The 25,792-nt window shown below is 70.3% G+C and carries 23 protein-coding genes; 7 read left to right on the top strand and 16 right to left on the bottom strand.

Annotated features, from left to right (window positions below; genetic code table 11):
* Nucleotides 1–37 precede the first annotated feature (37 nt).
* The 3 genes from rfbB to CF8_RS16025 are packed head-to-tail and all read right to left on the bottom strand — an operon-like array spanning nucleotide 38 to nucleotide 4,786.
* Nucleotides 38–1,036 (bottom strand): dTDP-glucose 4,6-dehydratase, encoded by a 999-nt coding sequence (gene rfbB, locus CF8_RS16035; RefSeq protein ID WP_010834156.1) that lies wholly within the window; start codon nucleotides 1,034–1,036, stop codon nucleotides 38–40.
* A gap of 10 nt (nucleotides 1,037–1,046) precedes the next feature.
* Nucleotides 1,047–2,897, bottom strand: coding sequence for a DUF4012 domain-containing protein (locus CF8_RS16030; protein WP_156887247.1), 1,851 nt, complete (start codon nucleotides 2,895–2,897; stop codon nucleotides 1,047–1,049).
* A gap of 5 nt (nucleotides 2,898–2,902) precedes the next feature.
* Nucleotides 2,903–4,786, bottom strand: coding sequence for a DUF4012 domain-containing protein (locus tag CF8_RS16025; protein WP_010834154.1), 1,884 nt, complete (start codon nucleotides 4,784–4,786; stop codon nucleotides 2,903–2,905).
* Between the two features lie 43 nt (nucleotides 4,787–4,829).
* On the opposite strand from CF8_RS16025, the gene rfbA reads away from it, so the two are divergent.
* A complete protein-coding gene (rfbA, locus tag CF8_RS16020; RefSeq protein ID WP_010834153.1) occupies nucleotides 4,830–5,705 on the top strand; it encodes a glucose-1-phosphate thymidylyltransferase RfbA in 876 nt (291 codons plus the stop codon).
* Here the strand turns inward: rfbA and CF8_RS16015 are convergent.
* The 3 genes from CF8_RS16015 to CF8_RS16005 are packed head-to-tail and all read right to left on the bottom strand — an operon-like array spanning nucleotide 5,699 to nucleotide 8,330.
* Entirely contained in the window at nucleotides 5,699–6,364 is a 666-nt protein-coding gene (locus CF8_RS16015) for a sugar transferase (RefSeq protein WP_010834152.1), read from the bottom strand. The genes rfbA and CF8_RS16015 overlap by 7 nt on opposite strands.
* A gap of 44 nt (nucleotides 6,365–6,408) precedes the next feature.
* The gene (locus CF8_RS16010) at nucleotides 6,409–7,353 is read right to left on the bottom strand and encodes a GDP-mannose 4,6-dehydratase (RefSeq protein ID WP_010834151.1); all 945 of its coding nucleotides are present in this window, start codon (nucleotides 7,351–7,353) and stop codon (nucleotides 6,409–6,411) included.
* A complete protein-coding gene (locus tag CF8_RS16005) occupies nucleotides 7,350–8,330 on the bottom strand; it encodes a GDP-mannose 4,6-dehydratase (RefSeq protein ID WP_010834150.1) in 981 nt (326 codons plus the stop codon). Before CF8_RS16005 ends, CF8_RS16010 begins: the two co-directional genes overlap by 4 nt.
* Nucleotides 8,331–8,373: 43 nt before the next feature.
* Between CF8_RS16005 and galE the strand changes: the two genes are divergently transcribed.
* Together galE and CF8_RS15995 are read left to right on the top strand one after the other, a co-directional pair.
* Nucleotides 8,374–9,393, top strand: a complete 1,020-nt coding sequence (galE, locus tag CF8_RS16000; protein WP_010834149.1) for a UDP-glucose 4-epimerase GalE — start codon at nucleotides 8,374–8,376, stop codon at nucleotides 9,391–9,393.
* Between the two features lie 143 nt (nucleotides 9,394–9,536).
* Nucleotides 9,537–10,400: a DUF559 domain-containing protein gene (locus CF8_RS15995; RefSeq protein WP_156887246.1), complete on the top strand. Its 864-nt coding sequence runs from the start codon at nucleotides 9,537–9,539 to the stop codon at nucleotides 10,398–10,400.
* A 51-nt stretch (nucleotides 10,401–10,451) separates the two neighbouring features.
* Here the strand turns inward: CF8_RS15995 and kynU are convergent, their stop codons facing one another.
* Both kynU and CF8_RS15985 read right to left on the bottom strand, forming a co-directional pair.
* On the bottom strand, nucleotides 10,452–11,687 hold the full coding sequence (gene kynU, locus CF8_RS15990) for a kynureninase (RefSeq protein WP_036491243.1): 1,236 nt from the start codon (nucleotides 11,685–11,687) through the stop codon (nucleotides 10,452–10,454).
* The gene (locus CF8_RS15985) at nucleotides 11,684–12,586 is read right to left on the bottom strand and encodes a dihydropteroate synthase (RefSeq protein WP_036493386.1); all 903 of its coding nucleotides are present in this window, start codon (nucleotides 12,584–12,586) and stop codon (nucleotides 11,684–11,686) included. The genes kynU and CF8_RS15985 overlap by 4 nt, the downstream gene beginning before the upstream one ends.
* A gap of 24 nt (nucleotides 12,587–12,610) precedes the next feature.
* Here CF8_RS15985 and CF8_RS15980 point away from each other — a divergent pair, with 24 nt between their 5' ends.
* A complete protein-coding gene (locus tag CF8_RS15980) occupies nucleotides 12,611–13,285 on the top strand; it encodes a dihydrofolate reductase family protein (RefSeq protein ID WP_036491241.1) in 675 nt (224 codons plus the stop codon).
* Here the strand turns inward: CF8_RS15980 and fgd are convergent.
* The gene (fgd, locus tag CF8_RS15975) at nucleotides 13,269–14,294 is read right to left on the bottom strand and encodes a glucose-6-phosphate dehydrogenase (coenzyme-F420) (RefSeq protein ID WP_010834144.1); all 1,026 of its coding nucleotides are present in this window, start codon (nucleotides 14,292–14,294) and stop codon (nucleotides 13,269–13,271) included. The genes CF8_RS15980 and fgd overlap by 17 nt on opposite strands.
* A gap of 11 nt (nucleotides 14,295–14,305) precedes the next feature.
* The gene (locus CF8_RS15970) at nucleotides 14,306–15,466 is read right to left on the bottom strand and encodes an acyl-CoA dehydrogenase family protein (RefSeq protein WP_010834143.1); all 1,161 of its coding nucleotides are present in this window, start codon (nucleotides 15,464–15,466) and stop codon (nucleotides 14,306–14,308) included.
* 107 nt (nucleotides 15,467–15,573) lie between these two features.
* Between CF8_RS15970 and CF8_RS15965 the strand changes: the two genes are divergently transcribed.
* Complete coding sequence (locus CF8_RS15965; RefSeq protein WP_010834142.1) at nucleotides 15,574–16,212, top strand: hypothetical protein; 639 nt, start codon at nucleotides 15,574–15,576, stop codon at nucleotides 16,210–16,212.
* Nucleotides 16,213–16,229: 17 nt separating this feature from the next.
* On the opposite strand, the gene CF8_RS15960 is transcribed toward CF8_RS15965, so the two are convergent.
* Both CF8_RS15960 and CF8_RS15955 read right to left on the bottom strand, forming a co-directional pair.
* Complete coding sequence (locus CF8_RS15960) at nucleotides 16,230–17,357, bottom strand: sensor histidine kinase (RefSeq protein WP_010834141.1); 1,128 nt, start codon at nucleotides 17,355–17,357, stop codon at nucleotides 16,230–16,232.
* Nucleotides 17,354–18,094 (bottom strand): response regulator transcription factor, encoded by a 741-nt coding sequence (locus CF8_RS15955; RefSeq protein ID WP_198016866.1) that lies wholly within the window; start codon nucleotides 18,092–18,094, stop codon nucleotides 17,354–17,356. The genes CF8_RS15960 and CF8_RS15955 overlap by 4 nt, the downstream gene beginning before the upstream one ends.
* Nucleotides 18,095–18,239: 145 nt before the next feature.
* Here CF8_RS15955 and CF8_RS15950 point away from each other — a divergent pair, with 145 nt between their 5' ends.
* Nucleotides 18,240–18,491 carry an SHOCT domain-containing protein gene (locus CF8_RS15950; protein WP_051204548.1) on the top strand — a complete coding sequence of 84 codons (252 nt, stop codon included), beginning with the start codon at nucleotides 18,240–18,242 and terminating at the stop codon, nucleotides 18,489–18,491.
* A 44-nt stretch (nucleotides 18,492–18,535) separates the two neighbouring features.
* The gene (locus CF8_RS15945; RefSeq protein WP_010834138.1) at nucleotides 18,536–20,035 is read left to right on the top strand and encodes a multicopper oxidase family protein; all 1,500 of its coding nucleotides are present in this window, start codon (nucleotides 18,536–18,538) and stop codon (nucleotides 20,033–20,035) included.
* A 111-nt stretch (nucleotides 20,036–20,146) separates the two neighbouring features.
* Here CF8_RS15945 and fdhA read toward each other — a convergent pair whose 3' ends face one another.
* The 4 genes from fdhA to typA form a co-directional block, all read right to left on the bottom strand.
* Nucleotides 20,147–21,358, bottom strand: coding sequence for a formaldehyde dehydrogenase, glutathione-independent (gene fdhA / locus CF8_RS15940; protein ID WP_036491238.1), 1,212 nt, complete (start codon nucleotides 21,356–21,358; stop codon nucleotides 20,147–20,149).
* Between the two features lie 92 nt (nucleotides 21,359–21,450).
* Nucleotides 21,451–22,224 carry an MIP/aquaporin family protein gene (locus tag CF8_RS15935; protein ID WP_010834136.1) on the bottom strand — a complete coding sequence of 258 codons (774 nt, stop codon included), beginning with the start codon at nucleotides 22,222–22,224 and terminating at the stop codon, nucleotides 21,451–21,453.
* A gap of 119 nt (nucleotides 22,225–22,343) precedes the next feature.
* Nucleotides 22,344–23,708, bottom strand: a complete 1,365-nt coding sequence (locus tag CF8_RS15930) for a DNA-binding protein (RefSeq protein ID WP_051204239.1) — start codon at nucleotides 23,706–23,708, stop codon at nucleotides 22,344–22,346.
* A gap of 139 nt (nucleotides 23,709–23,847) precedes the next feature.
* Nucleotides 23,848–25,734, bottom strand: a complete 1,887-nt coding sequence (typA, locus tag CF8_RS15925) for a translational GTPase TypA (protein WP_010834134.1) — start codon at nucleotides 25,732–25,734, stop codon at nucleotides 23,848–23,850.
* Nucleotides 25,735–25,792 lie beyond the last annotated feature (58 nt).

Here is a 25,792-nt window from a genome sequence, read left to right as displayed (position 1 = left end):
GACACGCTCGTACCTCGCTGCTCAACCAGCGAAGAGGCTACTGGCCCTTCTGGGCGTAGGCGGCCTCGACGGCTTCCTTCGCGGGGCGCCACCAGTCCTCGTGCGTCTGGTACCACTCGATGGTGTTGGCCAGCCCGGACTCGAAGTCCTGGAACTGCGGCGACCAGCCGAGCTCCTGGCGCAGCTTGCCGGACTCGATGGCGTAGCGCATGTCGTGACCGGCGCGGTCGTTGACGTGGTCGAAAGCGTCGGCGGGCTGGCCCATCAGGGTGAGGATCAGCTGCACGACCTCGAGGTTGTTCTTCTCGCCGTCGGCGCCGATGAGGTAGGTCTCGCCGATCGCGCCCTTGTTCAGGATCGTCCACACGGCCGAGGAGTGGTCGTCGGCGTGGATCCAGTCGCGGACGTTCTCACCCGAGCCGTAGAGCTTGGGGCGGATGCCGTCGATGACGTTGGTGATCTGGCGCGGGATGAACTTCTCGATGTGCTGCCACGGGCCGTAGTTGTTCGAGCAGTTCGACACGGTCGCCTGGACGCCGAACGACCGGACCCAGGCGCGCACGAGGTGGTCGGAACCGGCCTTCGAGGCGGAGTAGGGGGACGAGGGGTTGTAGGGGGTGTCCTCGGTGAACCGCTTCGGGTCGTCGAGCTCCAGGTCGCCGTACACCTCGTCGGTGGAGACGTGGTGAAGACGCTTCTCGTGCTTGCGGACGGCCTCGAGGATGGTGAAGGTGCCGAGGATGTTGGTCTTGATGAACGGCGACGGGTCGTTGAGCGAGTTGTCGTTGTGGGACTCGGCTGCGTAGTGCACGACCGCGTCGTGCTCGGCGACCAGCGGGTCGACCACGTCGGCGTCGGCGATGTCACCGACGACCAGGGAGACCCGGTCCTCGGGCAGCCCGTCGAGGGCTTCCTTGCTGGCGGCGTAGGTCATCTTGTCCAGCACCGTGACGCGGGCGTCGGTCTCACGCATGAGGTAGTGGACGAAGTTGGAGCCGATGAAGCCGGCGCCGCCGGTCACGAGAAGACGATCCATGGGCGGGAGTCTAAGGGGCAGCGGTGATCGCAAAGCGCGGTGACGTCACCAGACCTGCGTCCCGCCACTGTGCGGTGTGGGCGTCGAGCTTCTTCCAGCCGCTGGGCAGGTCGCTGAGGCGGTGTCCCTTGGGCCACGTGACCGTGACGTCCAGGGCCTCCGGGATGACCAGCCCGTGGGGATCGACGTCCAGCTTGTAGGTCAGTGCTCCGTCATCGCCCACGACGGCGGCAGCGGGGACGTCGTAGTCGAGGACCACCCGGCCCCTGGCCTGGGGTGGCAGGACGATGGTGCGGCGCACGAAGGGACGACCGAAGTAGTCGCCCACCGTGAAGTCGAACGGCTCCCCGAGGGCGCTTGCCGAGTGGACATCCGCCCCCTTCGGGAGGAACGCCGCCACCGAGGTCTGGAGCCACCTGGTGATATAGCCCTGGCGGGGGTCGACGTCGGGGAGCGGGTAGGGGGTGGTGTCGTTGTGGATGTCGACCACCTGGCGCACCCTGGCACTTCCGTCGGCACGCAGAGCAACGGTCGAGGTGACGGTGCGCCGCTGCCAGTAGTCGGACTTGGAGGGGACGACGTTCTGGGAGAACGTGCCGATGTAGTCGTGCTCGGTGGCCGACAGGTCACCGGTCAGGCCGAGGCCGGCGAAGGCCGCCTGGACGTCGTCGTCGCGGAAGTAGACCGCGAAGTGACGTCCGTCCGCGGCCTTGCCGAGCGCAGTGATCTTCTCCTTGAGCTGTCCCGGCGCGAAGAGTCTGTCCCGGAACAGGTCGATGAGAGCCCGGTTGGCGGTCCGCCGCTCTTCGTTGGAGGGGAAGCGCTCATAGCTGCCGACGAGGGTCTCGACGAGATTCGTGGAATCCACCGACCCGATCCCGGGCACGTCCATCGGTCCGGTGACCTTGGCCAGCGCCGCGAGGGCGACGACGTCGATGGCGACCAGGCCCGATCCGTTGCGACCTCGCAGTGCTCGCCATGCGTTGAGCGTCTCCTCGCCGGCCACCGGCCAGGAGGGGGCGAAGTTGGCTGCCGTGACTCGCTGGCGGCCGCGGTGGAAGGGATTGCCCTGCACCTTCTTCCAATAGAGCTCGCGGAACATGAAGCTCTGGTTGGTGTCGACCGCCTCGCCGAATTCGAGTGCGCCGTCTCGCACCGACACCGGCGCGAAGGCGAGGGGAGTGCCACCGGAATAGCGTTGCTCCGCCGGGTTCAGGATCGCGACGAGATATTTGCGCTCGCCCTCGGCGCCGAGGATGTCGGGCAGCTCCTCCAACATCGGCAGCGCATCGGTGAGACCGTCGTGCAGCGGCTGCACCTGTGCCAGGGCCTGGTCGCGCGCCGTACCCAACCGGGAGCCGCCGGGACCTGTTCCGTCGATCTCGGCCAGGGAGGTCGTCGCCCGGGAGAGCTCCTTCTGGGCCTCGGCCGCGTGGTCGACGAGCCGTTCGAGGGTGGGCAGGTCGACCTGGTTGTCGGTGAAGAACGTCGAGTCGTCGCCGGTGATCTCGGGATAGGACTCCGCCCCGATCTCAGCGACCGCTGTCACCGCGTCCAGGGCGTCACCGAGGTGGCGGCCGTCACGGATGCTGGTGCCGACGACCGGGATCCACTGGCCGACGAGCCCCACTGGTCCTTGTAGGCCGACCTGGACCGTGTCGACGTGGTCGCGGGCGCGCTCGACGGCGGCCTGCGCAGCGGCCTCGTCGCCGGCCTGGATGGCGATCTTCGCGACGTCGAGCTGCTGGCGCGCGTCGTCGGCGGCGCCGGGGACGCGGGCGACCGAGACCCCGAGTGCTACCAGCCCGACCGTGGCGGCCAGCAGGACGATGGGTTTGCGGAGGGACGACAGTGAAGGCACGGCGGTCATCTTGTCAGGGCGAGCCTGACCTCGAACGACTGTGTCTCGACGAGCGCGGAGCCACCCCAGCCGATCGTGTCCGCGTCGAGCTCGATCCACCCCTCGGGCAGGTCTACGGGCTGGTAGCCGCGCGGCAGGTGCAGCGTGACGCTGATCGCCGACGGTCGCACCAGCCCCTGCGGGTCGATGTCCAGGCGGTAGGTGAGCTCGTCGGCCTCGACATCGGCGGCGCGGGGCACGTCGTAGGCGACCGCGAACTCGCGGGTCTCCTGGGGCTCGAAGGCGACCGTGCGGCGTACGAACGGGCGACCGTAGAAGTCGTTGAGCGTCGGCACGAACTGCTCGCCGTCGACGCGTGCCTGCACGTTGCGGACGCCCTTGGGCAAGAACTGGCCGATCGAGAGGGTGGCGAAGCGGGTGGAGTAGCCCTCGCGCGGATCGGGCCCCTCGAAGGGATAGGGGGTGCTGTCGTTGTGGATCTGGGTCGTCGTGGTGACGCGGGCGCTGCCGTCCGGCTCGAGCCGGACGTCCGAGGTCACCGTGCGGTTCTGCCAGTAGTCGGTCTTGCTCGGCACCGCGTTCTGCGTGAACACGCCGAGGTAGTCGTGGCGGGTGTCGGACAGCTCGCCGGTGAGGCCGAGCCCGGAGAAGGCGGCCTGGGCGGCAGGGTCGCGCAGGTACACCGCGAAGTGCCTGCCCCGGGCAGAGGCCCGGACGGCCTGGAACTTCTCCACGAACTGCCCGGTCCGGAAGAACCTGTCACGGAAGATCGGCACCAGCGACTGGTTGATCTGGTGCCGCACGCGGTAGTCGGGGATGGCGTCGTAGTTGCCGATCAGGACCTGGACGAAGTTGTCGGCCGAGACCTCGCCGTAGTGGGGCACGTCGAGCGGCCCGGTGATCGCCACCAGGTCGCGCAGGGCCATCACGTCGATGGCGATCAACCCGTCCATCTGCTTGCCTCGCAGGCTGCGCCACGCGCGCAGCGCCTCCTCGCCGGAGACTGACCAGTCAGGCGCGAAGGTCGCGGTGCCGATGCGCAGCTTGCCGTGGTGGAACGGGTTGCCCTTGACCTTCGGCCAGAAGCGGGGCTGGAAGGCGACGCCGTGGGTGGCGGTGTCCTGCGGCTCGCCCATCTCGATCCGGCCGTCGCGCACCGACATCGGGGTGAAGGTCAGCGGGGTGCCGCCCGAGAAGAGCTGCTCGGCCGGGTTGAGGATGGCGATGAGGTAGTCGCGCTCTCCTCGGGACCCGAGCACGCTGGGCAGCACGTCGACGATCGGGGCCAGCGTCTTCATGCCGCGCCGGACCGGCCGGATCCCGGCGAGCCCGTCGTGTCGCAATTCCGCGATCGTCGACCCGAGCAGGGGAGCGTCGGCCTCGACGGCGGCCAAGGAGGCGTGGGCGTCGGCCAGACGCCCCTCGACCTCGTCGAAGGAGCCGAGGACGTCGTCCAGCAGGTCGAGGTCGACCTTGCCGTCGGTCACCAGCCGGCCCTCGTCGCCGGAGATTTGCGGGTAGACCGCCATCGCCGCCTCGGCCACTGCCGTCAGGTCGTCCACGGAGTCGGCCATCCGGACGGCGTCGTCCGCTGCCGCTGACAGGACCGGCAGGTTGCGCCACAGCACGCCGAGCAGTCCGTGGCGGGAAGCGATCCCGCGATCGGCGTACGCCCGGGCGTCCTCGACGTGCTCGCGCGCGGTGTCGACGTCCTCGTCCTGGAGCGCGACGATCGCCTGCTCGAGCGAGACCTGGGCCTGCTTCCCCTGCCACCACGACCAGCCGACGGGTACGGCGAACGCGAGCGTCAGCAGCACCGCGATCGCCCCCAGCGCCAGCGAGACGTGGCGCCGACGGGGGTGGCGGAGCAGTTCGGCGGCGGCGGGCATGGCCGTCATGGTGCCAAACGCCCCAGGCCATAGGGTGGCCGCCATGCGCGGAATCATTCTGGCCGGGGGCACGGGGTCGCGACTGCACCCGATCACCCAGGGCATCAGCAAGCAGCTCGTGCCGGTCTACGACAAGCCGATGATCTACTACCCCCTCTCGACGCTGATGCTGGCGGGGATCCGGGACGTGCTGATCATCACCACGCCGCACGAGGCCGAGGGCTTCCACCGCCTGCTCGGTGACGGCTCCCAGTTCGGCATCAACATCACCTTCGCGGTGCAGCCGAGTCCCGACGGGCTCGCCCAGGCCTTCATCATCGGTGCCGACCACATCGGCAACGAGACGGTCGGGCTCGTGCTCGGCGACAACATCTTCTACGGCACCGGCCTCGGCACCCGGCTGCGACGCTTCGAGGACCTGCAGGGCGCAGCGGTGTTCGGCTACCACGTGGCCGACCCCAAGGCCTACGGCGTGGTCGAGTTCGACGACGAGGGCCGGGCGCTCTCGCTGGAGGAGAAGCCGGAACACCCCAAGAGCCACTTCGCGGTCCCGGGCCTCTATTTCTACGACAACGACGTGATCGGCCACGCCGCCGACCTCGAGCCGTCGGCGCGCGGCGAGCTCGAGATCACCGACCTCAACCGGATCTATCTCGAGCAGGGCAACCTCCAGGTGGAGGTTCTGCCGCGCGGCACCGCGTGGCTCGACACCGGCACCTTCGACTCGCTCAACGACGCGAGCAACTTCGTCCGCACGATCGAGGGCCGGCAGGGCTTCAAGATCGGTGCGCCCGAGGAGGTCGCCTGGCGGATGGGCTTCCTCTCGGATGCCGAGCTGGCCGAGCGCGCCGAACCCCTGGTCAAGAGCGGCTACGGCGCCTACCTCCTCGGACTGCTCGAGGAGCTGCAGGGTCAGTAGGCCCCGCGGCCGCTCATCACGGCGGTGAAGGTACGGGCCAGGATCACCAGGTCCTGCAGCATCGACCAGTTGTCGACGTAGTGGAGGTCGAGGCGGATCGCCTCGTCCCACGACAGTTCCGAGCGCCCGGAGACCTGCCACAGGCCGGTCATCCCGGGGCGCACGCGCAGTCGTCGATGCATCTCGTCGGTGTAGGCGCTGACCTCGGTCGGCAGTGGCGGGCGGGGGCCCACCAGGCTCATCTCGCCGCGCAGCACGTTGACCAGCTGGGGCAGCTCGTCCAGCGAGAAACGGCGCAGCCACACGCCCGGCCTCGTGATGCGGGGATCGTCGCGCAGCTTGAACAGGCCCTCGGTGTGCCCGCTCCGGGTCTGCAGGTCGGGCAGCAGGTCCTCGGCGTCGACCACCATCGAGCGCAGCTTGAGACACCTGAAGTGCTCGCCGTCGCGACCGACGCGGCGCTGCCGGAACAACACGGGGCCGCGGTCGTGCAGGTGGATGCGGGCCGCGGCCAGCGCGATCACCGGCGCGAAGAGCACCAGCAGGGCGAGCGCCCCCGCGACGTCGAAGGTGCGCTTGGCCCAGCGGGTCGCGGCGGCAGAGCGCACGGTGTCCGCACTCTCCAGCCTCACGCTCGACCTCGCCTCGACGGTGTTCATGCCCTTGACAACGCTGACAACCCTCTCAGGTCACCGCGCCATCGTCAGGTGATCTCACGAAGGTCTGCTTCGACCATGGCCGAGACGACGCCGTCGAAGTCGACGGTGGGGGCCCAGCCGAGCCGTTCGCGGGCCCGCGAGGCGTCGCCCGTGAGGTCGGTGGCGTCGGCCGGTCGGGTCAGCGCGGCGTCGCTGCTCACCAGCCCTTCCCAGTCGCTGATGCCGGCGTGCCGGAAGGCGGTGGCCACGAAGTCGCGGACGGTGTGGCCCACGCCCGTGGCGATGACGTAGTCGTCCGGAGAGTCGGCCCGGGCGGCCCGCACCATCGCGTCGACGTAGTCGGGCGCCCAGCCCCAGTCGCGGCGGGCGTCGAGGTTGCCGAGGGTGAGGCTCTCGGCCCGCCCCTGGGCGATGGCAGCGACGCCGGCCGTGATCTTGCGGGTCACGAACCTCGTCGGCCGGCGCGGGGACTCGTGGTTGTAGAGCACCAGGCTCGAGGCGTGCACGCCTCGCTGGCGGTGTACGGCGACCGCGAGATGTGCGAAGGCCTTCGCGGCGCCGTACGGGTTCAGCGGGCGGACGGGCGTGTGCTCGGTCTGCGGCGAGTGGTCGGGCTGCCCGAAGATCTCCGCACTGGAGGCCTGGACGATCCGCACGTGCTCGCCTACCAGTCGCGCCGACTCCATCAGCGCGACGGCCGCGAAGCCGTTGACCCGCGCCGTCAGGTCGGGCTCGTCCCACGACTGCGCGACCGAGCTGATCGCCGCGAGGTTGTAGACCTCGTCGGGCGCCAGGTCGAGCACGAGCCGGCGGGTGGCCTCGACGTCGGCGAGGTCGCCGACGTGCAGGGTCACCTCGGGCGGGCAGTACGGCGGAGACGCGTCGTCGCGCAGGACGAGGGCGTGCACCTCGGTGCCGTCGGCGAGCAGCCGCTCGGCGAGGTAGCTGCCGTCCTGGCCGCCGATGCCGGTGACCAGGGCCCGGGTCACCAGCCCGCCTTCAGGGCGGCGACGTCGGCGTCGACCATTATCGCGACGAGCTCCTCGAAGCGGACCGTCGGCTCCCAGCCGAGAACCTCGCGCGCCTTGCTGGCGTCGCCGATCAGCTCGTCCACCTCGGCGGGGCGCATGAACGCAGGGTCCTGACGGACGTAGCGCTTCCAGTCGTCGATGCCGACGTGGGCGAACGCGACCCGGACCAGCTCCTCGATCGTGTGGGTCTCGCCGGTCGCGATGACGTAGTCGTCGGCCTCGGGCTGCTGCAGCATCCGCCACATGGCGTCGACGTAGTCGCCGGCGAAGCCCCAGTCGCGGCGCGCGTCGAGGTTGCCCATGACCAGCTCGTCCTGCATGCCGAGCTTGATCGCGGCGACGGCCTTGCTGACCTTGCGGGTGACGAACTCCTCGCCGCGGCGCGGGGACTCGTGGTTGAACAGGATCCCGGAGCTGGCGTGCATTCCGTAGGACTCGCGGTAGTTGATCGTCATGTAGTGGCCGTAGACCTTGCTCACGCCGTAGGGCGAGCGCGGCCACAGCAGCGTCGACTCGCGCTGCGGGGTCTCCTGCACCTTGCCGAACATCTCCGAGCTCGACGCCTGGTAGAAGCGCACCGCCGACGGGTCGTCGCCGCAGTGCAGACGGACGGCCTCGAGGAGGTTGAGCACCCCGATCGCGGTGACGTCGCTGGTGACGAAGGCGTTCTCCCAGGAGTAGGCCACGAAGCTCACCGCACCGAGGTTGTAGACCTCGTCGGGCTGCGACTCGCGCAGCGCCCGCATCAGGCTGGACAGGTCGGTGAGGTCACCGTTGTGCAGCCGGACGTCGGGCACGAGGCGCTCGACGAGCTCGCGTCGCGGGTTGTTCTGGCCGCGGATCACGCCATGGACGTCGTACCCCTTCGCGAGCAGCAGCTCAGCGAGGTAGAGGCCGTCCTGGCCGGTGATGCCGGTGATGAGTGCGGTGGGCATGAGGGTGAGTCTGGCAGCCGCGTTGGCCGTAGGCTTCCGCACCATGAAGATCCTGGTCACCGGCGGCGCCGGCTACATCGGCTCGCACACGGTTCTCGAGCTGCTCGCCCACGGACACGACGTCGAGGTGCTCGACAACTTCGACAACTCCTCGGCCGAGTCGATCCGGCGGGTGGAGAAGCTGGCCGGGCGCACGGTGGCCGTGCACGAGCTCGACCTGCGCGACGAGCCGGCGGTGACGGCGCTGTTCGCCGGCGGCGGCTACGACTCGGTGATCCACTTCGCCGGCCTCAAGGCGGTGGGGGAGAGCGTGGCGAAGCCGCTCGCCTACTACGGCAACAACCTCGAGTCCACCCTCGTCCTGCTGCGCGCCATGGCTGCCTCCGACACCCGCCAGCTGGTCTTCTCCTCCTCCGCGACGGTGTACGGCGACCACGCCCCCGTGCCCTACCAGGAGGACCACGAGCCGCTGGGCGCCAACAACCCCTACGGCTGGACCAAGGTGATGATCGAGCAGGTCCTGCGCGACGTCGCCGCGTCCGACTCGTCGTGGCGCATCGGCATCCTGCGCTACTTCAACCCCGTGGGGGCCCACGAGTCGGGCGAGATCGGGGAGGACCCGTCGGGCATCCCCAACAACCTCACCCCCTACATCGCCCAGGTCGCGGTCGGCCGACGCGAGTCGCTGACCGTCTTCGGCGACGACTACGACACCCCCGACGGCACCCCGCTGCGCGACTACATCCACGTCCTTGACCTCGCGTCGGGCCACGTCGCCGCGCTGGAGCACCTCGCCGCCATGGAGGGTGGCGCCCGCGCGTGGAACCTCGGCACCGGCCACGGCTCGTCGGTCCTCGAGGTGATCGCGGCCTTCGAGAAGGCGACCGGCGTGAAGGTCCCCTACACCGTCGGCCCGCGCCGCTCCGGCGACCTGACCGAGTCCTTCGGCGACCCCACCCGCGCCGAGGCCGAGCTGGGCTGGAAGGCCACCCGCTCCATCGACGACATGCTCACCGACCTGTGGCGCTGGCAGTCGCAGAACGCCGAGGGCTTCGGGGGCTGATCCACCACCAGCTGCAGGCAGTTGGGACGCGGCGCTGCGGCTGTCACGCTCCGCAACGCCGTACGGCGCCTCGAACTGCCTGCAGTTGATCGCCTGTGGATGACGGGCGACGCCTGAGCGCGATCCCGGGCAAGGTGGAGGGCATGACTCCACTGGCCGCTCTCGAGGAGCTCGGGTGCGTGGCCAGCCGCAAGCAGTTGGTGGCCATGGGCGTGCCGATCACGGCCATCACGAAGGCGCTGGAGGCCAAGGAGATCACCCGCGTCCGGCACGGCAAGTACGTCGCCGGCGACGGGGCAGGCCTGATCGCGACGGCCGAAGCCCTCGGCGGCGTGGTGTCGCACCTGAGTGCGGCGCTGCACTACGAGTGGACCCTCAAGTCCGTCCCGAGCCGGTCGACCATCACCCTCCCACGCACCTCACGGGCCGTGTCCGGCTTCGAATGCCACTGGCGCCCGCTCCGGACCGATGAGCTCGAAGACCGCGTGACCTCGCGCATCGACACAGTGATCGCGTGCGCTCGCAGCTATGACTACGACGTGGCTTTGTGCGTGGCCGACTCCGCCCTTCGCGAGCGCACCGTGACCCAGACCCAGCTCATCGCGGCGGCGCTGGCGTCACCCAGGTCGGGTCGAGCGAAGGCACTCCGAGTCGCGAGGGACGCCGACTACCGGTCCGCCAATGCCTTCGAGTCCTGCACCCGGGCGATCGCCAACTCGGTGCCAGGCCTGTGTGTGCGGCCGCAGGCATGGATCGGTCGTACGGCGCGGGTCGATCTGCTGGACAAGGAGCTCGGCATCGTCGTCGAGTGTGAATCCTTCGCGCACCACGGGACCAAGGAAGCGCTTGCACGAGACGTGAGGCGCTACACCGCGCTTGCGCGGCTCGGGTACGTCGTCGTCCGGTTCACCTGGGCCGAGGTGATGTACGCGCCCGACTACGTCCGTCAGGCGCTGGCCGACGTGGTCGCGGTCCGCCAACTGCAGGCAGTTCGGATGCCGATCTGAGTGACTGAGCGTGGAGGCGAAGCCAACGGCGTTGAGCTGCCTGCAGTTGAGTCAGGTGACGGCGTTCCGGGTCGCGTAGCGCGGCTCGCGCCAGACCTCGGTCGTCAGGACGTCGGCAAGCACGTCGACGGCGTCCCACACATCGGCGTACCCGACGTAGAGCGGTGTGAAGCCGAAGCGCATCAGGTCGGGAGCGCGGAAGTCGCCGATGACTCCGCGCTCGATCAGGGCCTGCATGGGGGCGTAGCCGTCCTCGTGGCGCAGCGAGACCTGGCTGCCGCGCACGGCGTGCTCGCGGGGGGTGACGACCGAGACGTGCTCGCCGACGCGGTCCTCGACGAGTGAGATGAACAGGTCGGTCAGGGCCAGGCTCTTGGTGCGTACGGCGCCCAGGTCGACCCGGTCCCAGATCTCCAGGCTGGCCTCGAGCCCGGCGCAGCTGAGCAGGTGGGGGGTGCCGACGAGGAAGCGGCTGATCCCGGGCGCGGGCTCGTAGTCGGGCGTGAACGCGAACGGGTCGGCGTGGCCGTGCCAGCCTGACAACGGCTGGGTGGCGGCGGCCTGGTGCTCACTCGCGACGTAGATGAACGCGGGGGAGCCGGGGCCGCCGTTGACGTACTTGTAGGTGCAGCCGACCGCGAAGTCGGCACCGCAGCCGTCGAGGTCGACCGGCAGGGCGCCCACGCTGTGGCACAGGTCCCAGATCATCACCGCACCCGCGGCGTGCACCTGGGCGGTGACCGCAGCCATGTCGTACATCCGGCCCGTGCGGTAGTCGACGTGGGTCAGCACGACCGCGGCCACGTCCTCGTCGAGGACGTCGGCGAGGGTGGGGCCGTCCGCGGCGATCAGCCGGTGCTCGTGGGTCGAGCCGGAGGCGCCCTGCATGATGTAGAGGTCGGTGGGGAAGTTGTCGCGATCGCCGACGACCGCGGTGCGGCCGGGACGCAGGGACAGCGCGGCGGTCAGGGCCTTGAACACGTTGACCGACGTCGAGTCACAGACCACGACCTGGCCCGGCCCGGCCCCGACGAGCCGGCCGACCCGGTCACCGAGGGTGCGGGGCGCCTCGAACCAGCCGGCGTCGTTCCAGCTGCGGATCAGGCCCTGCCCCCACTCCTGGGTGACGACGCGCTGCAGGTGCTCGGCGGTGCGGACGGGCAGGGCGCCGAGGGAGTTGCCGTCGAGGTAGATCACGCCGTCGGGCAGCACGAACTCGTCGCGGTGGGCGGCGAGCGGGTCGCTCGCATCGAGCGCCACGCAGGCCTCACGGGTCATCGCAGTCATCGGACCTCCAGGGCTGACAGGGCTGCGAGCACGACCCGCAGGTGGGGGACTTCGTGGACCCGCAGCAGCTGCGCGCCACCCAGGGACGCCAGCACGGCGTAGAACCCCTCGGCCTTGCGGAACTCGTCGCCGAACAGGTCGTAGGTGTGCGGCAGCACGTTGCAGACCGGGACGCCGAGCGGGCGCAGCCGGAACGTCTGCGACAGCACCCGCGTCTGGTGCCGGGCGCGCCCGACCGGGTCGAGCAGGTTGCCGTAGTGGAAGCCCATGCCCGGATCGATGATGACCTTGTCGACGCCCAGCGCGCGGGCCCGTTCGAGGCGTACGGCGAAGTGCTCGAGCAGCACGGGCATCGGATCGGCCTGAGGCGGGACGTCGGAGGCCTCGCGCACGTTGGCGACCTCGCCGAAGCACATCACGACCGCCGCGTCGTGTTCGGCCGCGAGGGTGAGCATCTCCTCCTCGTGCTCGCGGCCGGTCATGTTCAGGATCCGTGCGCCCGCCTGGAGGCAGGCAGTCACGACGCGGGGCTCGTAGGTCTCCACGGAGACCAGCGCGTGCTCGGCCAGGCCCTCGACCGCGGGCACCAAGGTCGCGATCTGGGCGTCGGGGCCGACCCGGGCAGCCTTGGCGTTGCTCGACTCGGCGCCGAGGTCGATGATCGAGGCGCCCTGCGCGGCCTGGACCCGTCCCATCCGGACGGCGTCCGCGGGCGACGTCGCGACGCTCTCGCGGTAGGTCGAGTCGCGGGAGAGGTTGACGCAACCCATCAGCGTCACCGGGCCGTCACCGATCGTGACCGGGCCCTGCGGCCCGTCGAGCACGACCGGCGTCACCGGCGAGCGCCAGGCATCGCCGTACTCGTGCTGGAGGGAGGCGAGGTCGGCGAGCGTGATCACGAGCCACACTCTAGGTTGGGCGCCATGGAGCTTGTCGGCATGCGGGACCTGGACGACGAGGCCCTGGCGGCTGCCTATGCGCGGCGCGGCGAGCCCTGGCTGCGGGTCAACTTCGTCAGCACGGTCGACGGTGCCGCCCAGGGCGGCGACGGGCTGAGCAAGAGCATCAACAACGCGGCGGACAAGCGGGTCTTCAACCTGCTGCGCAGGCAGGCGGACTGCCTCGTCGTCGGGGCCGGGACGCTGCGCGCCGAGGGCTACGACGTCCCGCGGCTGCCGCTCGTCGTGGTCAGCCGCTCCGGGCAGGTGCCCGAGGGGCTGGTCGGTGCTCCCGCGGGCAGGATCACGATGGCGACCGTCGCGAGCGCGCCCCACCTGGCCGAGACGACGGCCCTGCTCGGGTCGGAGAACACGCTGGTGCTCGGCGAGGATGAGGTCGACCTGGTGGCGCTCAAGGCGGAGCTGGCGCAGCGCGGCTGGGTGGACCAGCTGAGCGAGGGCGGACCGCACCTGTTCGGGTCGATGGTCGCTGCAGGGGTGGTCGACGAGCTGTGCCACACGATCGTGCCGCGCCTCATCGGCGGCGCCCACCTGCGGATCATGGCCGGGGTGGACGTCGACGTCGCGCTGGAGCCGGTGTCCTTGCTCGAGCAGGACGGGACGCTGCTGGGGCGCTGGCTGGTCAGCCCGGCAGGCTGATGCCCTCGGCTGCCGCGCGAGCCCGCAGCCGCGGCAGCACGTCCTTCTCGTACGCCGCCATGAACCGCGCCTGGTCGGGACCCGGCGCGTGGAAGACGAGGTGGCGGAAGCCCATCTCGACGTAGGCCCAGACCTTCTCGACGTGCTCGTCGGGGTCGCTGGAGACGATGAAGCGCGAGGCCGTGCGCTCGACGGGCAGGGCGTCGGCGAGGCGCTGCATCTCGATCGGGTCCTCGACGCCGGTCTTCTCGTCGCTGGAGAGCGCGAGCGCGCCCCAGAAGCGGGTGTCGTCCATCGCCCGGGACAGGTCCTCGTCGAAGGAGACCTTGACCTCGATCATCAGGTCGAGGTCGTCCAGCGTCCGGTCCGACTTGGCCGCACCCTCGGCGAGTGCGGGCAGCAGCGTGTCGACGTACAGCGAACGGCCCTTCCCGCTGGTGCAGATGAAGCCGTCGCCCACCCGGCCGGCGAGCCGCGTGGCGGAGGGGCCCGACGCGGCGACGTACAACGGGACGGGCTGCTCGGGGAGGTCGTAGATGGTGGCGTTGGCGAGCTGGTAGTAGTCGCCCTCGAAGCTCACGCGCTCGCCGGCCCACAGCGACTGGATGACCTGCAACGCCTCCTTGAGCCGGGCGAAGCGCTCCTTGCCCTCGGGCCACTCGAGGCCGAGCGGCGCCTCGTTGAGCGACTCCCCGGAGCCGACGCCGAGGATGATCCGGCCCGGCGCCAGGCAGCCCAGGGTCGCGAAGGCCTGAGCGATCACGCCGGGGTGGTAGCGGAAGGTCGGGGTCAGGACGCTGGTGCCGAGGGCGACGCGGCTGGTGCGCGCGGCGACCGCGCCGAGCCAGGGGAGCGCGGCCGGGGCGTGCCCGCCGTCGTGGCGCCAGGGCTGCAGGTGGTCGCTGATGAAGACCGAGTCGAAGCCGGAGTCCTCGGCCAGCACGGCCAGGTCGGCCAGCTCGCGCGGGGCGAACTGCTCGGATGACGCCTTGTAGCCGAACCTCAGCATGGGGCTGCCCTTCAGGAGATCGTGCCGGAGTTGTTCTTGGCGAGCGAGCGCGAGATGACCATGCGCTGGATCTGGTTGGTGCCCTCGAAGATCTGCATGACCTTGGCCTCGCGCATGTAGCGCTCGACCGGGAAGTCGCGGGTGTAGCCGTAGCCGCCGAGCACCTGGACGGCGTCGGTGGTGACCTTCATGGCGTTGTCGGTGGCGACCATCTTGGCGATCGAGGCCTCCCGGGAGAAGGGCAGGCCGGCATCCTTCAGGCGCGCTGCGTGCAGGGTGGTGGCGCGGGCCGACTGCACCGCGGACTCCATGTCGGCCAGCACGAAGGCGAGGCCCTGGTGCTCGATGATCGGTTTGCCGAAGGTCTCGCGCTCGCGGGCGTAGGCCACGGCAGCATCGAGCGCCCCCTGCGCCAGCCCGGTGGCGACGGCCGCGATCCCGAGGCGGCCGGAGTCGAGGCCGGCCAGCGCGATCTTGAGCCCGTCGCCCTCCTCGCCGAGCCGGCGGGACGCGTCGACGCGCACGTCGTCGAAGCGCATCGTCGCGGTCGCCGAGCCGGTCAGCCCCATCTTGCGTTCCGGCGGGTCGGCGGTGAGGCCGTCGGCCCCAGCCGGGACGAGGAAGCAGGAGATCCCGCCCCGGTCCTGCGACGTCCGGGCCATCACCTTGTAGAAGTCGGCGTGCCCGCCGTGGGTGGTCCACGCCTTGGCTCCGTTGAGGACGTAGGAGTCGCCGTCGCGTCGAGCCGTCGTCCGCATCGCAGCCGGGTCGGAGCCGGCATGCGCCTCGGAGAGGCAGTAGGCGCCGAGCAGCGAGCCGCCGAGCATGTCGGGCAGCCACTCGGCCTGCTGCTCGGGTGTGCCGTACATCGCCAGCCCGAAGCAGGAGAGTGCGTGCACCGAGACGCCGACCCCGACGGAGGACCACACGGCGCCGATCTCCTCGAGCACCTGAAGGTAGACCTCGTAGGGCTGGTCGCCGCCGCCGTGCTCCTCGGGATAGGGGAGTCCCAGCAGCCCGGCCTGGCCGAGCATCGCGAAGACGTCGCGCGGGAAGGCCTCGGTGGCCTCGGCCTCGGCGGAGCGCGGAGCCAGCTCCTTGTCGGCGATCTCGCGGACGAGGGCGAGCAGGTCACGCGCTTCCCCGGTGGGCAGGGTGCGGGCTGCGGTCATGAGCCGGAGGCTACCCGCGACTCCTTTGCCACGCGCGCACGTAGTCCGTCCGGGCCATCTGTTCTTGAACACCGATGCGGCTGATCATCCACCCCTAGCATCCGCCCATGGGCGACCGATGGCTTCCGTACGCCGCCGCTGCCCTGGCGTCGGGGGCGAGCGCGCTGATCATGGGCGTCCTCATCCTCCCGTCCTCCGGCACCAGCTCGGAGCTCATCGACGCCCTCAAGGCATCGCCGGACCGGTGGCTGATGGCATCGGCCGCCTTCATGTACGCCGCGGTCGGACTCACCCTCGGGATCCCGGCCTTCCTGCACCTGCTCACCAGGCGTGGGCGCGCGACGGGACAGTTCGGCGCCGTCCTGTTCTCCATCGGCACGATCGGCCTGGCGGGGTATGCCGCCCTGCTGATCTTGTTCCGCGCGCTCACCTTGCACTCGTTGGTCGGCGAGCGCGAGATCGAGCTGCTCTCGAACGACCCCGGGCTGCGCGCCTACGTCGGCGCGTTCGTGCTGGCGTTCCAGGCGGGGCTGGTGGTCCTCGCGGTGGCGCTGCTGATGGCGGGCAGCGTGCAGCGCTGGATCCCCGTGGCCATGATGGCCTACGCGGTCGTCTCCCCCTTCGCCCGAGAGCTCCCCGAGGGGCTGCGGGCCGTGCACATCCTGGTGCTCGGCACCGCCCTGATCGCGGTCGCGGTCAGCGCCAACGAGGCCTGGTCCGGCCTGGCGCGGCGCGCCCCGCACTGACGCGGCCTTCGCGGGCTTCACCCGGCGCCGGGGAGCCAGACGGTGAAGGTGCTCCCTCGTCCGGGACCGCCGCTGGCCGCGGTGATCTCACCGCCGTGAGCCTCGACCAGGGCCTGGGCGATGGTCAGTCCGATCCCGCTGCCGCCGCGGGTCCGGTCGCGGGCGCTGTCGACCCGGTAGAACCGGTCGAAGACATGGCCGAGGTCGGCGCCGGCGATGCCCTCCCCGGTGTCGGCCACCACGAACTCCATGCCGGTGCCGCGCCGGCGACACGTGACCCGCACGCTGCCGCTGCTCACGGTGTGGCGCAGCGCGTTGTCGAGCAGGTTGGTCAGCACCTGGCCGATCCGCTCGGAGTCCGCCAGCACCAGGTCCTCGTCCTCGGCGGCGACGTCGAGGCGCACGCCCTTGTCGGCGTAGTGGCCCGCGGCCGCCTGGACGGCCGCCCGGGCGATGGCGCCGCCCTGGACCGGGCGCGGCTCCACGTCGAGGGCCTCCTGGGCCCGGGAGAGGGCCACGACGTCCTCGGCCAGCCGCGCGAGCCGGCGGGTGCTGCCACGCAGCACGCCCACCGTCTGGTCGTCGAGCTGCCTGATCCCGTCCTCGACCGCCTCCAGGTGGGCCTCGATGGTGGCCAGCGGCGTCCGCATCTCGTGGGCGAGGTCGGCCAGCATCCGCCGCCGGTTGGTCTCCACGGTCTCCAGGCGTTCGGCGAGGGCATTGACCGCGGCGGCCAGGGTGGTGAACTCCCCGCCGAGCGCGGGGTCGGGGACCCGGGAGCGGTAGCGGCCCGCGCCGATCTCGGCGGCAGCCGCGGTGACCGGGGTGATCGCGCGCTGCAGCCGCCGGCTGACGTAGGCCGAGACGACCAGCCCGGCGGCGACCGCGATGGGCAGCGCCACCGCCAGCGAGATCAGCAGGGCCGAGGCGAACGCTTCCTCGACATGCCGGGTCTGGGCGGGGGTGCTGACGCTGCCGGACCGGGCGAGGTGGTCGCGGAAGACGCTGGGCGCCAAGATGGCGGCCACCAGCCATGTGGTGAGTGCTCCGGTCACCACCACCAGCGAGTGCGCGGCCAGCAGGCGTGCGACCAGGCTCGGCCGGGCGCGACCCGGCCCACCTGAGGTGGTCTCGCGCGGGGTCATTCCCCCGGCCCCATCCGGTAGCCGATCCCGCGGACGGTGCGCACGAACCGGCCCTCGGTGGCGTCGTCGCCGAGCTTGCGCCGCAGGTGGCCGATGTGCACGTCGACCAGGTGCTCGTCGCCGACCCAGGTGGGTCCCCACACCTCGCCGATGAGCTGACGGCGGCTGAATGCCAGCCGGGGCCGCCGCGACAAGGTGGCGAGCAGGTCGAACTCGGTGCGGGTCAGGGAGACCGGCTGCCCGGCCAGCCAGACGTCGCGGCCCACGGGATCGATGGTCAGCGGACCGAAGGAGCGCATCGGCACGTCCAGGGGATCCTCGGTGGTCGCGGTGCCGGCGGCGGCGAGGGGGCGGGGCCGTCGCAGCATCGCCTGGATGCGGGCCATCAGCTCGCGGGGGCTGAACGGCTTGGTCAGGTAGTCGTCGGCTCCCACCGAGAGCCCGACCAGGGTGTCGACCTCCTCGGCGCGGGCGGTCAGCATGACCACGTAGGCGTCGGAGAAGGTGCGCAGCTGACGGCACACCTCCACTCCGTCCAGCCCGGGCAGCCCCAGGTCGAGCACGACCAGGTCCGGGTCGACCTCGCGGGCGAACCGGACGGCGTCGCGGCCGTCACCGGTCAGGGTCACCTGGAACCCGCCGCGCTCGAGGTAACTGCCGACCAGCGAGGCGAGGTCGGCCTCGTCCTCCACGACCAGGGCCCTGCGTCCCGGGCCGCCGACCGTGCTCTCCACCATGCGTGTCATCGTCTCAGGTCCCCAGGGAACGCGCACCGGTCCGGCCTTCTTCACCAAACCTTGACCAGAGCATCACACCGTCACCACGGCCGTGCGTGAGGCTCGGGCCAACAACAGATGAGCGATAAGGGAGCTGAGCACGATGATGGGTTGGTACGGCAACGGAGTCGGCTGGGTCGGCTGGATCACCATGACTTTGCTCATGGTCTCGTTCTGGGCGGTGGTGGTCTTCGCCGTCATCGCCATGTTCCGCGGATCCGGCGCTGGCGGGCAGAGCTCCCGTCCGCTCGGTCAGCGGACCCCCATGGACGTCTTGGAGGAGCGGTTCGCCCGCGGCGAGATCGACGCCGAGGAACTGCGTACCCGCGCCGAGATCCTGCGCCACAAAGACCGCTGACGCCGGCACCACAGTCCTGCACCCACACTCCGAGGAGCACCCACATGTCACAGCTCACCCGCCGCGCCCTCATCCGGGGAGGACTCGGCGTCACGGCCGTCGCCACCACGGGGCTGCTCGCCGGCTGCACGACCTCGTCGTCCAGCAGCCAGGTCGGGCCGACCGCGAGCGCCGTCGCGGAGGCCGAGGCCAGACGACGCAGCGCATCGGGCTCCGTGGTCCGCGCCAAGCTGCGCCCGCGCCCGGTGACCCTGGACCTCGGCGGCCGGACGGTCAGCACCTGGGCCTACGGCGACTCCGTCCCCGGGCCGCTGCTGCGTGCCACGGCCGGTGACGTGTTGAAGGTGGCGGTCGACAACGGCCTGGCCACCGACACCAGCGTGCACTGGCACGGGATCGCACTGCGCAACGACATGGACGGGGTCCCCGGACTCACCCAGGAGCCGATCGGGGCGGGCGAGGTCTTCGACTACGAGTTCACGCTCCCCCACCCGGGGACGTACTTCTACCACCCGCACTCCGGCGTCCAGCTCGACCGCGGGCTCTACGGCGTCCTGGTCGTCGACGACCCGGCGGAGCCGGGGAGCTACGACGAGGAGTGGATCGTGGTCCTCGACGACTGGATCGACGGCACGGGCCGCACTCCCGACGAGGTGCTGGAGGAGCTCAAGGCGGCGCCCTCGAACGGGATGCACGGCGGCATGGAGCACATGGGGCCGATGACGGGCGGGCCCGGTGACATGCGCTCGGAGATCCTCGGCGGCGCCGGGGACGTCGAGCACCCCTACTACCTGGTCAACGGCCGGACGCCGCAGGACCCGGTCACGCTGACCGGTCGGCCCGGTCAGCGGGTGCGGATCAGGATCGTCAACGCCGGCTCGGACACCGCGTTCCGGGTGGATCTGGGCGGGCACTCGATGAGTGTCACCCACAGCGACGGCTTCGCCGTGGCACCGGTCGAGACCGACGCGCTGCTGATCGCGATGGGCGAGCGCTACGACGTGGTGGTCACCCTCGGTGACGGGGCCTTCCCGCTGGTCGCCTCGGCCGAGGGCAAGGGCGGGGCCGCGCTGGCGGTGGTGCGCACCGGCAGCGGGCCTGCGCCGGGGGCGAGCAGCTCGCCCGCGGAGTTGGCCGGCCGGGTGCTGCTGGGCACCGACCTGGTCGCCGAGGAGTCGGTCCGACTGCCGCAGCGGTCGGTGGACCGACGGCACGACCTGGTGCTCGCGGGCACGATGGCGCCGTACCGGTGGACGATCAACGGCAAGACGATGGAGGACGCCGAGCCCCTGCCGGTGACCCAGGGCGAGCGGGTCCGGCTGCGTTATGTGAACCAGTCGATGATGTTCCACCCGATGCACCTGCACGGGCACACCTTCGGCCTGGTCGAGGGTGGTGCCCGCAAGGACACGGTCGTGGTGGGCCCGATGGCCTCGGTCGAGGTCGAGATCGACACCGACAACCCGGGCCAGTGGGCCACGCACTGTCACAACATCTACCATGCCGAGGCCGGGATGATGACGACCGTGTCTTACCAGGCGTAGGGCGCCGGGACTCCCTACTCGGCGGCCTACCGCCCGCGCCCGCCCCCCGTCACCAACGGGCATGCGGCCGAGTTGCGCCGCATGCCCGTGGAGACGGTCTCGTGCCTGCGCTCAGGCGACCATTCCGTGGGGGTCGATCACGTACTTCTTCGCCGCACCCTGGTCGAACTCCTGGTAGCCCTGCGGGGCCTCGTCCAGGCTGATCGTCGTCGCACCCACCGCCTTCGCGATGTGGGCCTTGTCACTGAGGATCATGTTCATCAGTTGGCGGTTGTACTTCTTCACCGGGCACTGGCCGGTGGTGAACGAGTGCGACTTCGCCCAGCCGAGACCGAGCCTGACGCCGATCTGGCCGATCTTGGCGTTCTCGTCGATGCCGCCGGGGTCGCCGGTGACGTACAGGCCGGGAACACCGAGCGCCGCACCGGCGCGCGAGACGGTCATGATGTCGTTGAGCACCGTCGCCGGTGCCTCACCCGCACCGTGACCGTGGCCACGGGCCTCGAAGCCGACAGCGTCACAGGCAGCGTCAACCTCCGGCTCGCCGAGGATCTGCTCGATCATGTCCGGCAGCGAGGCGCCCGAGCTGAGGTCGACCGTTTCGCAGCCGAAGCTCGCGGCCTGCGCCAACCGGTCGGCGTTCATGTCGCCCACGATCACCGTGGACGCGCCGAGCAGGTGCGCGGAGTACGCCGCCGCGAGGCCCACCGGACCCGCACCGGCCACGTAGACCGTCGACCCGCTGGTCACACCGGCGGTGAAGACACCGTGGTAGCCGGTCGGGAAGATGTCGGAGAGCATGGTCAGGTCGAGGATCTTCGCCAAGGCCTGGTCCCGGTCGGGGAACTTCAGCAGGTTGAAGTCGGCATAGGGCACCATGACGTATTCGGCCTGGCCACCCACCCAACCGCCCATGTCGACGTAGCCGTAGGCAGCGCCGGCGCGAGCCGGGTTGACGTTGAGGCAGATGCCGGTCTTGCCCTCGTTGCACATCCGGCAGCGGCCACAGGCGATGTTGAAGGGCACCGAACAGATGTCGCCCTCCTTGACGAAGAGGACGTCCTCGCCCACCTCGACGATCTCGCCGGTGATCTCGTGGCCGAGCGACTGACCCACCGGTGCGGTGGTACGGCCCCGCACCATGTGCTGGTCGCTGCCGCAGATGTTGGTGGTGACCAGCTTGAGGATCGCTGCGTGCGGCGCCTTCTTCTTGATCCCCAGACCGCTCACCACATCGGCCGGCAGCTCCAGCTTCGGGTAGTCGATCGACTCGACGGCTACCTCTCCCGGTCCCTTGTACACCACTACGCGGTTTCCCGTCATGGCATTTCCCTTCTCCTTGGTGACTGCCCGACCCGGTCCCGGGACGGGCACGTTCTTGTCGGCGTCCCGCGCTCGTACGGCGCGAGCGCCGGTCAGGCGCCGTCTTTGGTGAGGCGCTCGTTGGTGGGGGTGTACGTCTCGTCGACGGCAACCGCAACCTTGCCAGGCTCGGCCACGTAGTCGTACAGGAAGGCAGCGACGGTGGCCCCTGCCACTGGTCCGACGACGTAGACGATCAGGTCGGCCCACTGCGTGTTACCGCCGAAGATCGACGACACGAGGTCCGGGCCGAACGTACGTGCTGGGTTCAGCGAACCTCCGGTCTGGGGGCCGATGAGCAGGATCGCGCCGAGGACGGCCAGGCCGATCAGGAAGCCGGCCCAGCCCAGCGGCGCCCGGGAGTCCACCGCCACGGCCATGATGGTGAACATCAGCAGGAACGTTCCGAGTGCCTCCGCCACGACCGCCTGCCCCGTGGACACACCCTCGGCGATCGAGGTCATCCCCAGGCCCTGGTCGGCGGCACCGGTGCCGAAGACCACCACCACCAGGAGACTGCCGACCGCGGCGCCCACGAGTTGGACCGCGACGTAGGGGCCGACCTCTCGCCAGGGGAATCGTCGGGTGATCGCCAGCGCGATCGTCACGGCCGGGTTGATGTGGGCACCGGAGACCGGACCGAAGCCGTAGATCATCAAGGCGACGACGATCGCGAAGGCCAAGGAGATGAAGCCCAGGCCCGCGTAGTCCAGAGTGCCTCCGCCCACGGTCAGGGCCGCGATGACCGATCCCGTCCCGAAGAGGACCAGCATCGCCGTACCGATCGCCTCGGCGACAAGCCGTTTTCCCAGTTGCGCGTGTTCCACCGTAGCTCCCAACTCACCCATGCGTGACTGCTGTCACTCCAAGGGACGCTAGGGAGAAGGCCGCCTCCGGGGAAGAGTTCGGTGACGAACGGCCCGAAACGTGCAACGAACGGTTGGCCTCACAACCCCAGGTGCCGACGGACCGCGCCCGCGTGCGCTCTCGCCACGGGCACGGCGGAGCTGCGCCCGGCGTCGAGAATCAGTTTCAGCTCCCCTCCGGGACCCCGCTCCACCTCGACGACCCGGGCGAGGTTGACCAGATAGCGCCGGTGCACGCGCAGGAAACCATGACCCGCCAGGGCGTGCTCGAGGTTCTTCAGACCGCGGTGAGCGGCCCGGGCCCGGCCCCGATCGGTGGCCAGCCAGACAGTGTTGCCGTCCGCCTCGGCGTAGCGGATCTCGGCCGGGAGCAGCACGAGGGTGCGGCCCCGGACCTGGGCCACCACCCGGCTCAGCTGGCTCTGGGGCAGGACCTCGGGAGGGTCAGGAGTGATCGGTTCCCCCTGCATATCCCCCAGTGTCATCAAGAAGCCGATGGGATGGCATCCCTGGTGCACCGCGACGAGCGTCGCCTGGACGCCTTCGGCCGCGCCGGCCGAGACCGCCTCCACCGAGCCGATCCAGCCGGGAAGGTCGTGCGCCGCGTGCGCCGCCTTCGCGGCGAGGAGCCCGAACTCGGAGTCATCGAGCCGCACCCTGTCGGCGGGGTCTGTGCGGACCTGGCGTGCCTCGATCCCGAGCAGCTGACCGGCCTCCAAGCTGGCGACCACCACGTTGCCGCCGGTGTCGACGGCGAGCACCCCACCTCGCCTCCCGCGCATGGCGGAGGTGAATGCCGTGGCGAGCGCGGTGGCGTGCTCCTCGGCGCGAGAGATCAGGGTGGCCCGGACGAGGGCGGTGGTCCGGCGGAGCAGGTCCGGGGCGTCGTCGGGCATGCCCCCGGTGAGCGTGGAGACGTTGACGGCAGCCAGGGGCGAGCTGGTGACGGGGTCGATGACCGGGGCGCCCAGGCAGTCCAGGGCATGGAACCCCTCACACCAGTGCTCGGGGCCTCGCACGGACGAGAGGGTCTGCGCCTCGAGGGCGGTGCCCATGCCGTTCGTGCCGCTGGACATCTCCGACCAGGAGTACCACGGCCGCAGGTGGGCCTCGCCGGCAGCGGGGATGCCCTCGCCCCAGGAACCGACCAGTTGGCCACCCTCGTCCACCACTGTCACGACTCCGGTGCCGAGCAGCTGCCGCAGGGCCGCGGCGTGGCCGCCGAGTCCGGTCAGCAGCACGTCCCGGTCCAGGCACCGGTGGCTCGGGTCGAGCGCGGGCGGGGCGAGCGCGAGCCGCGGGTCGACGCCGTAACGGTCTCGACATCGAGTCCACGACAGGGCGATCGAGGGCCGGATGCCGTCCAGGTCCTGACTTCCCGCGGCGAACCGTTCCCGGACCCTGTTGATCTCGGCACCTTCGCCCGACTGCAGGGCGACGCTCATGTCGGGGTCATCTCCCATCCGTGCCATGGCGGGGGCTCACGGATCCGGACTCTGTGTGATGCCTGAACTATCGGCCCTGGCCCCCGTCCCGGTCAAGTTGGTGGGCGCCCAGTTGGCCCGAGCCGCCGCGGCGTGCGACCTACTTGTTGGCCTTGCGCGATGCGGATGCGGTCTTGGCGCGGGCATTGGCGTCGAGCACGACCTTGCGGATGCGGACCGAGTCGGGCGTGACCTCGACGCACTCGTCGTCGCGGCAGAACTCCAGGCTCTGCTCGAGCGAGAGGTGACGCGGCGGGATCAGCTTCTCGAAGTTGTCGGAGGTGGCGGACCTGATGTTGGTCTGCTGCTTCTCCTTGGTGATGTTGACGTCCATGTCGTCGGCGCGGGAGTTCTCGCCGACGATCATGCCCTCGTAGACCTCGGTCGTGGGCTCGAGGAACATGATCCCCCGCTCCTGCAGGTTGGTCATGGCGTATGCCGTGGCCGCACCCTTGCGGTCGGCCACCAGCGAACCGTTGGTCCGCGAGCGGATCTCGCCGGCCCAGGGCTCGTAGCCCTCGGAGATGCCGTGCGCGATGCCGGTGCCGCGGGTGTCGGTGAGGAACTCGGTGCGGAAGCCGATCAGGCCGCGCGCCGGCACCAGGAACTCCATCCGGACCCAGCCGGTGCCGTGGTTGGTCATCGACTCCATGCGCCCCTTGCGGGAGGCGAGCAACTCGGTGATGGTGCCGAGGTATTCCTCGGGGGCGTCGATGGTGAGGCGCTCGAACGGCTCGTGCACCTTGCCGTCGATCTCGCGGATGACCACCTGCGGCTTGCCGACGGTGAGCTCGAAGCCCTCGCGACGCATCTGCTCGACCAGGATGGCCAGCGCCAGCTCGCCACGGCCCTGCACCTCCCACGCGTCGGGACGCTCGGTCGGCAGGATGCGCAGCGACACGTTGCCGACGAGCTCGGCGTCGAGGCGGTCCTTGACGAGGCGAGCGGTGACCTTGCCACCCTTGGTGCGGCCGACCAGCGGCGAGGTGTTGGTGCCGATGGTCATCGAGATGGCCGGCTCGTCGACGTGGATGAGCGGCAGCGCGACGGGGTTCTCCGCGTCGGCCAAGGTCTCGCCGATGGTGATCTCGGGGATGCCGGCCACCGCGACGATGTCACCGGGACCAGCGGACTGGCCGGGCTGACGCTCCAGGCCCTCGGTGACCAGCAGTTCGGTGATCTTGACGTTCTTGACCGAGCCGTCGCGGCGCATCCAGGCCACGGTCTGGCCCTTGTTGAGGGTGCCCTCGTGGACCCGGACCAGGGCGAGCCGACCCAGGAACGGTGAAGCGTCGAGGTTGGTGACGTGGGCCTGCAAGGGGGCACCCTCGGTGTAGACCGGGGCCGGGATGGTCTCGAGGATCGTCTTGAACAGCGGCTCGAGGTCGCTGCCCTCGGGCATGGTGCCGTTCTCCGGCGCCACGAGGCTGGCGATGCCGGCACGGCCCGACGCGTAGACGACCGGGAAGTCGAGGGCGTCCTGGCTGTGGCTCTCGTCGAGGAGGTCCATGAAGAGCTCGTAGGTCTCCTCGACGACCTCTTCGATGCGGGCGTCGCTGCGGTCGGTCTTGTTGACGACCAGGATCACCGGCATGTCGGCGTTGAGCGCCTTGCGGAGCACGAAGCGGGTCTGCGGGAGCGGCCCCTCGGAGGCGTCCACGAGCAGCACGATGCCGTCGACCATGGACAGTCCTCGCTCGACCTCGCCACCGAAGTCGGCGTGACCTGGGGTGTCGATGATGTTGATGACCATCGGCTCACCGCCACCGGCCGGACCGGCGTAGTGCACGGCGGTGTTCTTCGCGAGGATGGTGATGCCCTTCTCGCGCTCGAGGTCACCGGAGTCCATGACCCGCTCGGCGACGCTCTCGGCCTGGTGGGCCGTGAAGGCGCCGGCCTGACGGAGCATGGCGTCCACGAGGGTGGTCTTGCCGTGGTCGACGTGGGCCACGATGGCGACGTTGCGAAGATCTGAGCGTTCAGGCATGCGAAAAGGGCTCCGAATTCAGGCAGATGCAGTCAAGGCTGTGAGCAGGCGCGTAGGG

The sequence above is a fragment of the Nocardioides sp. CF8 genome (genome assembly GCF_000389985.1).
In the GTDB taxonomy this organism is placed as follows: Bacteria; Actinomycetota; Actinomycetes; order Propionibacteriales; family Nocardioidaceae; genus Nocardioides; species Nocardioides allogilvus.
Note: the sequence above shows the minus strand (reverse complement) of the source record. Positions and strands in the feature narration are given on the sequence as shown.